This is a genomic window from Tissierella sp. MB52-C2, from assembly GCF_030931715.1.
Lineage (GTDB): Bacteria > Bacillota > Clostridia > Tissierellales > Tissierellaceae > Tissierella.
In genome coordinates this window covers 62721-75550 of sequence record NZ_CP133261.1, presented here as the reverse complement: position 1 = coordinate 75550, position 12830 = coordinate 62721, and the positions used below count along the sequence as shown (strand labels likewise).

The window sequence follows — 12830 nt, the reverse complement described above, 5'->3', positions numbered from 1 at the left end:
TGCTCATTTTATTCTTTATTCTTTATTATTTATTATTAAGTGCCTTTTCCTTGGCGAAAAATTCCTTAGTAAGCTTAATAACAACTCCACTTAAAGCTGCAACCCCTATTAAGTTTGGAATAGCCATTAAACCATTTAATGTATCTGCTATATTCCAAAGAAGTTCAAGTCCACCTACAGCACCTATAACTATGAAAGGTACCCATAGGATTCTATAAATAATATTAACCTTAGGTCCAAATAAATATTCAGCACAACGCTCTCCATAGTATTCCCATCCTAGAATAGTTGAGAATGCAAATAGTAAAATACCTATGGAAACTATAATTCCACCCCAAGTTCCTGGAAGCCCATGACTAAAAGCTTCAGTAGTAAGAGCAGCACCAGTTGCTCCATCTTTCCATACACCTGTAGTTAATATTACAAGTGCAGTTATTGTACAGATAATTATTGTATCTACAAATACTTCAAATACTCCCCATAGTCCTTGACGAACAGGATGGTCTGTAGTTGCAGCAGCATGAGCTATGGGTGCACTACCAAGACCTGCTTCATTGGTAAATACTCCACGAGCAACTCCATATCTCATTGCTTGTTTAAGAGCTGAGCCTGCAAATCCTCCTATTGCAGCTGTTCCTGTAAATGCAGAACCAAATATTAGACCAAATGCCTCTGGAATATGAGCAGCATTTATAATTATAATTACCAATCCACCTAAAATATAAAACGCCGCCATAAAAGGTACTAATTTCTCTGTTACAGATCCTATCCTCTTAATTCCACCTATAACTACTAGTGCTGCAAATACGGCTAGCACAATTCCAACCCAAAGCTTATTAAAACCAAATGCAGTATAAAGAGAGTCTGATATGGAATTTGACTGAACCATATTTCCTATACCAAAAGCTGCGATTGCACCAAAGAATGCAAATATATAAGCTAACCACTTCATATTAAGTCCATTTGTAATATAATACATTGGACCTCCAACGAATCTTCCATCCTCTGTCTTTTCCCTATACTGAACTGCTAAAACTACCTCTGCAAATTTTGTAGTCATTCCAAATAATGCTGCAATCCACATCCAGAATATTGCTCCTGGTCCACCAATAGATATTGCAGTAGCAACACCTGCTATATTACCTGTACCTACGGTTGCAGCCAATGCTGTAGCAACTGCTTGAAAGGCCGTTACTTCCCCTTCACCTTTATTTTCCTTTGAAAACATTTTCATTAGAGTGTTTTTCAGAATATAACCTAATTTAGTAATTGAGAAGAAATTAGTGCGTAATGTTAGATAAATACCTGTACCTACCAATAGAATAAGCATTGGCGGTCCCCATACAAAATCATTAAGAATTTTGTTGAATTTCATTAACTGATCCATTACCTTGCCCCCTTTTATTAGATTAATCCAATTATAAAGGAGTTGCTTCAAAAAAACTCAATAATATTCAATAATAATTTCAGAATATTTCTAATTGTTTTGATTTTCACAAAGTAGACATATACCTGATAGGAATTTCTTCATATTTATGGTTCCTCTCTCTTGAGATCTCCCTCTTAAATAGTCCATTTCTCGTTTTGTTTGTTCAAAATTAAATAAAGTATTTGAATACTCCATAAAAGTTTCATTCATATAGTCTTCTATTCCTAAAGCTGCAACATTGGACATTGCTGTATTTATAGCTCTTCTCATTTTTTGTTCCATGACTTTAGGATTAGATGTAAACTTAGAACATATTTCTCGTATAGATATATCGTTTAATTTTATATTGTTTTGGATTAAAAATTTAACAACCTTTAATAATTCCGTGCTTCCTATTTCCCCCATAATTCCTAACTTTAGGAGTATTAGGTTGACATCTCGTTCACAATCATTTGTTTCTACTGTCTCTTCCAAATTTGAATCAGTATCTTTAAATATTTCTTGAACCTTCTTTATCTTTTCTTCTAGTTCAATTTTATATTTTACTTTCTCTATTATGGTTTTCACTTCTAAATCATTTATAGGTTTATATATAGCATACTCTACTCCTTCTTCATATGCCCTTTCTATATTTTTCTTGGATGTAAAGTCTGAAATCATAATAAATCTAGTATTTATACCTTTTCTCTTTATTTCATCTATAATATAAAATCCATCTGTCTTATTTCCTACATGGTCTAAAACTACTAGATCTGGAGAAGAAAAAATTATTTCTTCTAAACCTTCATTAAAATCGTTTGATTCCCCCACTAGTAAACCTAAATTATTACTACGTATAATCTTTTTCAAGATATTTATATCTTTTGAATTCTTATCTAAGACAAATATCTTCATCTTATACCTCCAATAGATTATTCTATTATCTCCTTTGCCTTTAAAAACTCCCATTTTGTCTCACTTGTTATAACTGACATTAAGATTGCCACACATCCTATGAAAAATCTTATGGTCAATGGTTCTTTTAAAAATATAATGGAAAAGGTACTGCCAAATACAGCTTCTAAGCTTAAAATTATGGCTGCATGAGTTGAACTAGTATATTTTTGTGCAACAGTTTGTATTAAAAATGCAGTCATTGTACTGAATATGGCTAAATATAATATTGGAAAAATTGTATTAGATCCTAACTCAATATTAGTTCCTTCAAATAATAAAGCAAATATAAGTGATAAAATTGATGCTACTAAGAATTGTACTATAGTTATTACATATGGATCTAATTCCTTTGCAAAATATCCTGTAGAAGAAATATGCAGAGCAAACATTACAGCACATAAAAGCGTCAATATATCTCCATAACCCATGGTTAAATCATCATTCAAACTAAGTATTCCTATACCTACTAAGCATAGAAAAGCAGCTGCTAAATCAAATTTATCTGGTCTTTTCTTAGATATAATCCAATAAATAAATGGTACCATAACCACATTTGTAGCTGTAATAAAAGCTTGTTTGCCAGCCTCAGTATATTGAAGCCCAACAGTTTGAGTGGCAAATGCTGCAAATAAAAATAATCCAATTATAATTCCAGCTTTAATGTCTTGTTTCGAAGCTTCTTTTATCTTTTTAAAAAATACGATAGATAAAATAATAGTTGCAGCAATAAATCTAAAGAATAACAAATAGTAAGGAGTTACATGGTCTAGAGCATTTTTAGTAACAACAAATCCTGAACCCCAAATTATGGCCACTAAAAGCAAAGATAAATCTGCATATAATGTTTTTTTCTTTTCCAAATCATCATCTCCTTTTTCTCCTATTATATCACATTAGGATTATTCCACTAAAATGTTTTTAGTTTCTTTCCCTAAACATACACCAAAACTGGCTTTATTAATAAGATAATATTAACAATAAATAATGAGGGTGATTTTATGGAAAAAAGATTAGTAGTAGGTAGTGATAGTTTAGTAAGGCTATCAAATGGAAATTCTGTTAATTATATAAATTTTGATAATGCTGCTACAACCCCACCTTTTAAATCAGTAATAGATGAAATAACATCTTTTTCTTGTAATTACTCTTCCATTCATAGGGGGACAGGGTATAAGTCCATAATATCCTCGAGACTTTACGATGAAGGTAGAGAAATCGTGCTTGATTTCGTAGGCGGTAATAGAGACTATCATACAGTAATATTTCTAAAAAACACAACAGAGTGCATAAACAAACTTTCCTATAGATTACAGGATACTCTTAAAGATAAAGTAGTATTATCTACATACATGGAGCACCATTCTAATCTATTGCCATGGAAGTATAGATATAATACTGATTATGTAGAGGTGGATAGTTCAGGAAGATTATGCTTAGAAGACTTAGAATTCAAATTAAAATTATATGGAGGAAAAGTAGGATTAGTTGCAGTAACTGGTGCATCCAATGTAACAGGATATATTAATCCTATATATGAAATTGCAAAGATTTGTCATAAATATGGAGCTAAAATTTTAGTAGATGGAGCACAACTTATTCCCCATAGCCCTTTCAAAATGGGAGATATAAATGATCCAGAGCATATTGATTTTATTGCTTTTTCTGGACATAAAATGTATGCCCCATTTGGTACAGGAGCATTGGTGGCTCCAAAGGAAATCTTTAAAAACGGCTTCTCTGAACAATTAGGGGGAGGTATAGTTAAATATGTATCTATGGAAGATGTAGTATGGCTAGACCCGCCTATGAAAGAAGAAGCAGGCACTCCAAATGTAATGGGTGTCGTTGCCCTTTCCACAAGTATAAAAATGTTACAAGACTTGGATATGAGAAAGATTGAAGAATACGAAAGAAGTCTAACAAGATATGCCATAGATTTAATTCAAAATATTCCTGGAATTATTTTATATGATGATAAAAATGTAGATGAAAAAGTATCTATTATATCTTTTAATATGGAAGGCTTACATCATAATGAATTGGCTCTTATTTTAGCCCGTGAAGGTGGAATTGCCGTTAGAAACGGCTGCTTCTGTGCTCAGCCCTACGTTCAAAGATTGCTTAAAATATCTAAGGAAGAAATGATGAGATATAGGAGTGATGAAAATTTACCTGACCCTGGGTTAGTAAGAATAAGTTTTGGTTTGTATAATGATTATGATGAGATATATCTACTTTCTTACCTTTTAAATGAAATCAGCAGAAATATAAATTATTATAAAAACAAGTATATAAATTCTCCTTTCTACTAATCCTAGTGGAAAGGAGGTTTTTTTATGGGTAAAGATACTAATAAAAAAATGAGTATATTAATGTTTAGTGGTGATTATGATAAGGCCTTAGCAGCACTTATTTTAGCTAACTCTGCTAAGGAAATAAATATTGACGTCACTATGTTTTTTGCTTTTTGGGGACTAATGCTTATTAGAGATCCAAATTCTATCCCAGAAGAAGAAAAGACTACATCTGAAAAGATGTTTGCCAATATGACTCCAAGACATATCGAGGATCTCCCTCTATCTAAAATGAATTTCGCCGGTATGGGAAAGAAAATGTTAGTAGGTATGATGGAGGAAAATGATACTCCAAACCTTACTGCATTTTTAAATGGAGCATTGAAGAAGGGTGTAAATATGAAAGCCTGCAAACTTTCCTGTGAAGTAATGGGTTTTGGAGAGGCAGAACTACTTAAAGAAGTCAGTATAGTTACAGCAGAAGAATATTTAGTTGATGCCTTAGAAACAGATATTCAGCTATTTATTTGATTTATTATGGCGATGAAGTTCGCCTATTTTTTTCTTTTATTATTTGCTTTTATAATATATACTTTATATAGAAGATATAAAGTATGTTATGGTAAAGGAAGGTGAAAATAAAATGAAAAAGATATTGAACTTTGTAATTTTATTTGGTCTTATTGGGCTTACTATATGGATTTTTGTTAGTAATAATGATTTTGATAATTTTTCTGAATTAATCCAAAGCACCAATATTTTATTTTTGTTAATTGCTTTTTTATGTATGGTTTTATATTGGTTTTTTGAAGCTTATATACTTCATAAAATGAAGAAAACTTTAAAAATTAATGCTAGCTATGGGTCGTCCCTTAAACTTTGTATGATTGGACAATATTATAGTGCTATTACGCCATTTTCCACTGGAGGACAACCTGTTCAAATATATTCTATGGTAAATGATGGTGTTCCTATAGGTACCGCATCATCACTATTTGTTAATAGGTTCTTAATATATCAATTTGTTATGACCTTCTATGCATTATTTATGTTTATAATAAAGTTTAATTTACTTTATAGTGAGGCACCATTTGCATTACCTTTTATAGTTGTGGGAGGTCTTATAAATATTGTAATCTTAATGGGCATTTTTCTATTTCTATTAAATGAAAAATTTGTTAAAACTTTTTTAGGAAAATCCCTTAAAATACTTTATAAACTTAAAATAGTAAAAAACATAGAAAAATCTGAGGAAAAGTTGAACAATACTTTATTAGATTATAAAGCAAGTGTTGAGGAAATGAAAAAAGATAAAAAGACTACTATACAGCTCATCTTCATATCTGTAGTCCAATTAACCATAAGTTTTTCTATTACTTATTTTATCTATTTAGCATTAGGATTTGAAATGGGTCATTTTATAGATATTATTGCTATTCAATCTCTACATTATATGGCAGTATCCTTTATGCCTACTCCTGGAACTGCTGGTGCAGCAGAAGGTGGATTTTATATGTTATTTAAGATAATTTTCCCTAAAAAAATCCTAGCTTTTGCTTTAATGCTATGGAGACTTATAGATTATTATCTAAGAGTTCTGATAGCTGGATTAGTAACATTGGTGGATTTCATATGTAGAAGCAGAAGGGTAAATATTAATTAAAACAATAAAGGTTAGTTTTAAGGGAAAGAGTTTTCAAACTTTTTCTCTTTTTATTTGCAGAAAAAGCTGTCTCAATATTAAATCTTGAGACAGCTTTTTGTTTTAGTTATAATTAAATTTAAGCATTATTAATATTTGTGATACCCTTTATTAACGCGGTCTAGTTGTACCTGAGTCAACTCCACAAGGGCTAACTATAGAATCTTCTACTCCTTCTTCATAACTTGGAATGCTAGCGATTGTAGGTCTAGTTGTACCTGAATCAACTCCAGCAACTGCTCCACTGGATAAGTTAAATAATAAAATCATCAATACAGCTACACTTATTAATTTTTTTCTTTTCATATGCCCTCTCCTCCTTGATATTTTATTATATTATCAATCAACTTTTCAAACCTATTATAATCCTGATTATCCACATATGTCTTTAAACATCTGAATACAGTTAGTTTACCATCATTAAATTTCATTCCAGATATAATATCATCATTGTATTCTTCCATTATCTCACAAATGTCATCAATTTTTATTTTTGTATTTAATTCTATTAAAGATATGATATTCTTGAATATATAATTCTGTTGGACGTTTTTCTTTGCATATTTTAAGGACTCTTTATAGTATTTTTCTGCCTGTTCAAACTCTCCTAAGTATTCATAGGAAATGGCTAATTGGTTACAGATTGCAGAATAATTATCTGAACTTTTGTCCAATTCATCCATGTCTTTCAAAATCCAATCTAAGTATTTATAAGCCCGATTTTCGTCCTTTAGCTTTGTATAAACCTCAGCTATATTACCATATACTAAATATTTGTGATCACTATATCCCGTAAAAGTCAAGACTTGAAGTGCATTATTATAACTATTTAGAGATGATTCATAGTCTCCCATTTCAAGGTGACATAACCCTTGCAGATTATATGCTCTTCTCCATAAATCGTAATCTTTTCTCTCAGTATGGCATAGTAAATCTGAAATTACTTCTAAAGCAGGAAAATACATCTTTGATCTAAAGAAAGCTAAAGCATAGTTATAATATAAATGGATTAGATATTTTTCAGGTATTTCACTAATATTTACAAGAGCTTTTTGATACAATGTAATTGCATCTTGATATTTTCCCCTATCAATATAGTTACTGGAGAGTTTTATCATTATTCTATAATTAAACTTTCTCTTAGGATATCTGGCTGTTAGCTCCCAAGCCTTTAACATATATTCATATTCCTTATCATAATCTCTAGAATTAAAATATATATCTCCTATGATCTCGTATGCTTTAATCTTTTTATCCATAAGGTTATACTCATTTAAAAGAAATTCGAGATCGTCTAAATCATCTAAATCAATGACATAATCCTCCTGATTCTTATGCTTGTCCAATTTAGCGATATAATTTTCTACCTTTTCCTTTGCCTCATACCTTTGTGGATTAAGTAAATCTTCAGGCTCAATGATTAAATCCATATTTCTTTCTTCTAATATATCGTTTATGTCTTTACATATTAGCTCTGCATTGTCTATCTTTAGGGGAACTTTACCAGACTCTACCAAATCTATTAATTTACTAGTATTATTTCCTTCTGTAGTATCTGATTGGATTATATTTAACATTTCTCTTATTCTCTTTATAATTCCCCCAGGATTCGGTTCTGAGATTGCCATGTCCAAACATATCACCCCTATCTAATATTTAACTTTATAATTAAAATTTATTAAAATCATATATTCATAGGTTATATATTGAATGAATATTTTTATTGTTTAGTTTATTAAACCATACTATAATACTGGGGTCAACAATTTTGTTCTTACATTTTTCGACGCCTAGTATCGGAGTTTAACGAAATTATATTTTCATATTTCTATATTTACTAAACCATAGCCTTATTTTCCAACACATTGATATTACAAAAATCTTTAAATATTTCATGACACCTTTTGTCTATTTTTATCTATAATCTTTTCTTGAGACTTAATTATGTCCCTTGTAAATCAGACTTTTCCTATTAAATAAAAAAGTCTATAGTATAGATTTTTTGTATCTATACTATAGACTTTATCTAAATATCTCTTATATTTTCTAAAACTCTTTACCTTTATATATATTCTTTGAAATCTGTAAAGATATTAAATACATTATTACCCCAACACCAACAAACATAAGAATAACAATTTTCCAATCCATGTTTATTATACCTTGAAATATCTCTGTATTTTCAACCTTTTTACCAAATCTACGTATTACATTTGGTAATAAAATAAGTATAATATAAAAAATCTGATTAAATGCTTGGGCTTTTCCTACATTGTAATAGTGAAATGGTAAGTATATAGAGAAAAATACCAAGGATAATCCAAATATAAATAACACATCCCATATAGTCGCAGGATTCCCTGCTATTGTGGTGTTAAATATAATTCTAGATATATTAGAAGATAAAAAGACAACTCCAGTTATAAACAAAATATATAGTCCCATAGATATATATTTTGATTTTACAATATCATATCTATCTACTGGAAATGAATTTAACATCATATCTGTTTTTCCTTTTACATCATATTGAGTGGAAAACATTGAAACCATATATACCATTATAAACATAGCAAATCCATATACAAGTTTAGATTTATATACATGGTCAATACTCATCCCAATATATCCAAATAATATTCCTCCGCAAAGTATAACTAGATTTATAATTTTTAGTAATCGTATATCCTTTATTACAAGTTGTTTCATTACTATCCCCCCTATGCAAAGTCCCTTGTTTCATATAGCCATAAAGATATTCCCATGGATAAAAAATACACTATGGCTGCTATAATTGGTAATCCTAATCCATTTAATAAATTACCATATTCACCGAATGGTATAATGACAAAATTCATAATACCTATATATATAAACATATTTATAACATTGGCTATTTTAGGCGGCAATCTAAAAAGTGCAGGCAATGATATGGATAATGACAGTAATATTATAGGTAAGGTAGATATCACCATAGAAAGATTGAAAATATCCACATCTACAAACCCCAAGAGATTAATTATCCACAAATAACCCCCAGTAACAACAAATCCAATTGTATAATTTATTAATATAGACAAATATTTGCTAATAACTATATCTCTTTTTCTAATTGGTAAGGATTGCAATAATATATGGGTTTTTACTTGTGTATCATAACCAAAAGATATAGTTGTCAGCATATATACAAATGTATATATCATTAGACCACCTATAAATTTATTATCTGTACCTATTGTAAATAGAATAAATGGCACATATAATATTATAAACATCCAAGGCAGTTTGCTAGAAAAGGTTAACAAGAAATCTTTTTTAATCAAATTTAGCATCTTCCTACCCCCTTACACTATAAACCATTATATCTTCAAGTGTTGGCTTTTCAATTAATATCTCATTACCAAATAATTTCTTTAGCCTTTGTGGATTTTCTACTAATCCTTCAAAGCCTACTTTAGTCTCTCTAAGACCTAAGAACTCTTTTCTTGTATCTCTGTCTAATAGATTATTTCCACCTTTTATTATTCCATATGATTCTAATATTTCATCTTTTGATTTTGAGAATATTATCTTACCTTTATTAATAAATGTTATATAATCTGCTATTTTTTCAAGGTCTGTAGTTATATGAGTTGAAAAGAATATAGATTTCTTTTCATCTTGTATAATACTATACAATACATCTAAGATTTCCCTTCTAAATACTGGGTCAAGTCCTGAAGTAGGCTCATCCATTATGATTAAATCAGCATTGTGAGATAGCGCTATACTCAAGGAAAATTTCATCTTCATACCCTTAGATAGTTTTTTTATCTTTTGTGTTGGGTCTAAATCAAAATCCTTTATATATTTATTAAACAACTTCTCATCCCACTCTTTATAAAAAGGGGCTATTATATTTTTCATTTGCTTAATAGTTAAATCTTCATAGAAATAAGATTCATCATATACAAATCCAACCCTATTTTTTATTTCCTTTTCAAACTCTATATGGTCTTTTCCAAATACTTTTATTTCCCCAGAGTCCTTTTTTAGTAAATTCATAATCAGTTTTATAGTAGTGCTTTTACCTGCTCCATTTGGTCCAATAAATCCCATTATATATCCTGGTTCTAATTTGAAAGATATATTATCAAGTTTAAATTTCTTAAAATCCTTAGATAAATTATTTATGTCTAACATATCTACTCCTCCTCAAATAAAATTTTAAGCATTTCTTTTACTTCGTCATACTTTAATCCTAGCAATCTAGATTCCTCTACTACTTCAGTTAATTTTTCTTCTATAATTTTTAGTTTTTTTTCTTTCATTAGCTCCTTATTTTGCATAGCCACAAATGAGCCTTTTCCCTGCATTGTCTCTATAAATCCTTCTTTTTCTAATTCCTCATATGCCCTTTTAGTAGTGATTACAGATATTTGGAGATCCTTTGCTAAACCTCGAATAGATGGTAAAGCTTCCCCTTCTTCTAATTCTCCCTTTATTATCATCCCCTTAACTTGGCCGGCTATTTGCTCATATATAGGCTCATTAGATGAATTAGACACTATTATTCTCATACTATGCCTCCTTACAACAGACTGTTATCTTTGTATATACTGTATATATGCTACATGTACAGTATATGATTATTTTATAAATCTGTCAAGAATTTTTTCAATAATATTAAGATTGTAAACTATAATATATTTATCAGTTGACAATCATGGAAATTTAACCTAATATGTTATCCTCCTATCTTAATTTCTTGGGTGTTATTAATGATATGTTAACATATCTTGCTGGGGTTTTTCTATTTGTAAATTTCAACTAGCACAACGAGTTAATTTAAAATAGTTTTATTCTAAATTACAAAAAATAAGTTAAGATTTTGATATTCCTATCAAAATCTTAACTTATTTTTTTGGAGAATACACCTTTAATCTATAATAGCATAAAGCATAGTTATAGTATAAATAGCTTAAATACTCTTCAGGTATATTATCAATATTTAAAAGAGTTTTTTGATATAATTCTATTGCATCTTGATATTTTCCTCTATCAATATAGTTATTGGTAAGTTTTATTATTATTCTATAATTTAACTTTCTCTTAGGATATCTAGCTGTTAGTTCCCAAGCCTTTAGCATATATTCATACTCATCAAATGAATTATGTATGCTGATAAAAATTATAGCCTATGCTCGTTCATCAAGCAAAAATTTTAGCTTTAGGTCTTCTAGTCTATAAATCGTGTGGAATTTATCTAATAAACGATTATCTAGATTATGACTTATCATAATAATGGTAAGTTCTGGATTATCTAATAATTTAGATTCAATCTCAAACGCATTTGATTTATCTAGTGCAGAAGTACCTTCATCTATAAATAGGATCTTTTTACCATTTAATAGGGCTCTAGCTATGGCAATTCTTTGCCTTTGCCCTCCTGAAATATTTCTGCCTCCTTCATCTAACTTTGTCTTTACTCCTTCCTTTAAATTATAAATAAAATCTGTTAATGCACTTTTTTCAATAACTTCTTCCATTTCTTCTATCTTAAAATTTCTGTCCAATGTAATATTATATTCAATTGTATCATTAAACATATAGATATTCTGGCCAATATAAGCAATTTGATTCCTTATACTATTGATGTCAAACTCTCTCATATTTTTTCCATCTATATATATTTTTCCTTCATAATCCTTTAATTGCCCCATTAAAATTCTTAATATTGTTGTCTTTCCGCTACCACTATCTCCAACAATTGCATATTTTCTTCCTATTTGAAAATCCATATTTAAATCCTGTAAAATTTGTTTTTCATTATAGCTATATCCAATATCCTCCAATTCTATATTTCTTGATATCTCATCAAGTTCAGGTAAAGATAACGACTCTGTCTTTTTCAATGCTTCAAATTTTTCAAATATTGGTTTTATTGTACTCAATCCAATTTTTTGACTCATACCACTTAATACTCCTGTAAAAAACAATCCTGATAAGTTTCCTATGGCTAATATAGCTCCTGGACTAATAATCTGTTTTGTAACAAGAATTCCACTGATAATAGTACTTATCATCTGTGACAACACATTAAGTACAATAAGTGATGATGTTGCTCCACCAATGGTTTTTGATAATTTATATCTTTTCATTTCTACATCTAGACTAGCATTTTTGATCTTTATGAAAAATCTATCCAGCAAATTAAATGAATCTAGTAATTCAAATCCTCATTCCTATCATCAAACCTGATAATTTCAAGAATAACTGCAAATTTCCTGATAAAATCGATTCCAGAATCTTAATATTTAACATAGAATTAAAAACTCTACTTACATTCAAGATAATAATCAGTAAAAAAATGCAAATGTTATTTCCTATTCTATTAAATAAGTATTTTTTCATTGTTGCCCCCTTAAAAAATCATCAATCTAATATTTAACTTTATAATTAAAATTTATTAAAATCATTTTTTTCACAC

The 12830-nt window shown here is 29.3% G+C and carries 14 protein-coding genes; 3 read left to right on the top strand and 11 right to left on the bottom strand.

The features are described from left to right. Positions 1-25: 25 nt before the first annotated feature. The 3 genes from RBU61_RS00360 to RBU61_RS00350 all read right to left on the bottom strand — a co-directional run bounded on the left by RBU61_RS00360 (position 26) and on the right by RBU61_RS00350 (position 3225). Positions 26-1387 (bottom strand): sodium:alanine symporter family protein, encoded by a 1362-nt coding sequence (locus RBU61_RS00360; RefSeq protein WP_308877413.1) that lies wholly within the window; start codon positions 1385-1387, stop codon positions 26-28. A gap of 90 nt (positions 1388-1477) precedes the next feature. Continuing rightward, positions 1478-2323: a DNA-binding domain-containing protein gene (locus RBU61_RS00355; protein ID WP_308877412.1), complete on the bottom strand. Its 846-nt coding sequence runs from the start codon at positions 2321-2323 to the stop codon at positions 1478-1480. Between the two features lie 17 nt (positions 2324-2340). Continuing rightward, complete coding sequence (locus tag RBU61_RS00350) at positions 2341-3225, bottom strand: DMT family transporter (RefSeq protein ID WP_308877411.1); 885 nt, start codon at positions 3223-3225, stop codon at positions 2341-2343. Between the two features lie 138 nt (positions 3226-3363). On the opposite strand from RBU61_RS00350, the gene RBU61_RS00345 reads away from it, so the two are divergent. From RBU61_RS00345 to RBU61_RS00335, 3 genes are all read left to right on the top strand, one after another. After that, a complete protein-coding gene (locus tag RBU61_RS00345) occupies positions 3364-4677 on the top strand; it encodes an aminotransferase class V-fold PLP-dependent enzyme (RefSeq protein WP_308877410.1) in 1314 nt (437 codons plus the stop codon). Positions 4678-4701: 24 nt separating this feature from the next. Then, on the top strand, positions 4702-5190 hold the full coding sequence (locus RBU61_RS00340; RefSeq protein WP_308877409.1) for a DsrE/DsrF/DrsH-like family protein: 489 nt from the start codon (positions 4702-4704) through the stop codon (positions 5188-5190). Between the two features lie 112 nt (positions 5191-5302). Then, entirely contained in the window at positions 5303-6322 is a 1020-nt protein-coding gene (locus RBU61_RS00335; RefSeq protein WP_308877408.1) for a lysylphosphatidylglycerol synthase transmembrane domain-containing protein, read from the top strand. A 150-nt stretch (positions 6323-6472) separates the two neighbouring features. Here the strand turns inward: RBU61_RS00335 and RBU61_RS00330 are convergent, their stop codons facing one another. The 8 genes from RBU61_RS00330 to RBU61_RS00295 form a co-directional block, all read right to left on the bottom strand. Continuing rightward, on the bottom strand, positions 6473-6667 hold the full coding sequence (locus tag RBU61_RS00330; RefSeq protein ID WP_308877407.1) for a hypothetical protein: 195 nt from the start codon (positions 6665-6667) through the stop codon (positions 6473-6475). Beyond that, positions 6664-7989 carry a tetratricopeptide repeat protein gene (locus tag RBU61_RS00325; RefSeq protein WP_308879853.1) on the bottom strand — a complete coding sequence of 442 codons (1326 nt, stop codon included), beginning with the start codon at positions 7987-7989 and terminating at the stop codon, positions 6664-6666. The genes RBU61_RS00330 and RBU61_RS00325 overlap by 4 nt, the downstream gene beginning before the upstream one ends. A 418-nt stretch (positions 7990-8407) precedes the next feature. Further along, entirely contained in the window at positions 8408-9070 is a 663-nt protein-coding gene (locus RBU61_RS00320; protein ID WP_308877406.1) for an ABC-2 transporter permease, read from the bottom strand. A gap of 11 nt (positions 9071-9081) precedes the next feature. Further along, positions 9082-9693 carry an ABC-2 transporter permease gene (locus RBU61_RS00315; RefSeq protein ID WP_308877404.1) on the bottom strand — a complete coding sequence of 204 codons (612 nt, stop codon included), beginning with the start codon at positions 9691-9693 and terminating at the stop codon, positions 9082-9084. A 4-nt stretch (positions 9694-9697) separates the two neighbouring features. Then, complete coding sequence (locus RBU61_RS00310) at positions 9698-10543, bottom strand: ABC transporter ATP-binding protein (protein WP_308877403.1); 846 nt, start codon at positions 10541-10543, stop codon at positions 9698-9700. A 2-nt stretch (positions 10544-10545) separates the two neighbouring features. Next, positions 10546-10920, bottom strand: a complete 375-nt coding sequence (locus RBU61_RS00305) for a GntR family transcriptional regulator (protein WP_308877401.1) — start codon at positions 10918-10920, stop codon at positions 10546-10548. A gap of 336 nt (positions 10921-11256) precedes the next feature. Continuing rightward, complete coding sequence (locus RBU61_RS00300; RefSeq protein ID WP_308877400.1) at positions 11257-11490, bottom strand: hypothetical protein; 234 nt, start codon at positions 11488-11490, stop codon at positions 11257-11259. Between the two features lie 48 nt (positions 11491-11538). Next, entirely contained in the window at positions 11539-12501 is a 963-nt protein-coding gene (locus RBU61_RS00295) for an ATP-binding cassette domain-containing protein (RefSeq protein ID WP_308877399.1), read from the bottom strand. Positions 12502-12830 lie beyond the last annotated feature (329 nt).

Excerpts from the sequence above, each read along its gene's own strand:
- RBU61_RS00330 (WP_308877407.1), bottom strand. The coding sequence starts at position 6,667 with ATGAAAAGAAAAAAATTAATAAGTGTAGCTGTATTGATGATTTTATTA.
- RBU61_RS00340 (WP_308877409.1), top strand. The coding sequence starts at position 4,702 with ATGGGTAAAGATACTAATAAAAAAATGAGTATATTAATGTTTAGTGGT.
- RBU61_RS00345 (WP_308877410.1), top strand. The coding sequence starts at position 3,364 with ATGGAAAAAAGATTAGTAGTAGGTAGTGATAGTTTAGTAAGGCTATCA.
- RBU61_RS00335 (WP_308877408.1), top strand. The coding sequence starts at position 5,303 with ATGAAAAAGATATTGAACTTTGTAATTTTATTTGGTCTTATTGGGCTT.
- RBU61_RS00315 (WP_308877404.1), bottom strand. The coding sequence starts at position 9,693 with ATGCTAAATTTGATTAAAAAAGATTTCTTGTTAACCTTTTCTAGCAAA.
- RBU61_RS00360 (WP_308877413.1), bottom strand. The coding sequence starts at position 1,387 with ATGGATCAGTTAATGAAATTCAACAAAATTCTTAATGATTTTGTATGG.
- RBU61_RS00305 (WP_308877401.1), bottom strand. The coding sequence starts at position 10,920 with ATGAGAATAATAGTGTCTAATTCATCTAATGAGCCTATATATGAGCAA.
- RBU61_RS00295 (WP_308877399.1), bottom strand. The coding sequence starts at position 12,501 with ATGAAAAGATATAAATTATCAAAAACCATTGGTGGAGCAACATCATCA.
- RBU61_RS00325 (WP_308879853.1), bottom strand. The coding sequence starts at position 7,989 with ATGGCAATCTCAGAACCGAATCCTGGGGGAATTATAAAGAGAATAAGA.
- RBU61_RS00310 (WP_308877403.1), bottom strand. The coding sequence starts at position 10,543 with ATGTTAGACATAAATAATTTATCTAAGGATTTTAAGAAATTTAAACTT.
- RBU61_RS00320 (WP_308877406.1), bottom strand. The coding sequence starts at position 9,070 with ATGAAACAACTTGTAATAAAGGATATACGATTACTAAAAATTATAAAT.
- RBU61_RS00355 (WP_308877412.1), bottom strand. The coding sequence starts at position 2,323 with ATGAAGATATTTGTCTTAGATAAGAATTCAAAAGATATAAATATCTTG.
- RBU61_RS00300 (WP_308877400.1), bottom strand. The coding sequence starts at position 11,490 with ATGCTAAAGGCTTGGGAACTAACAGCTAGATATCCTAAGAGAAAGTTA.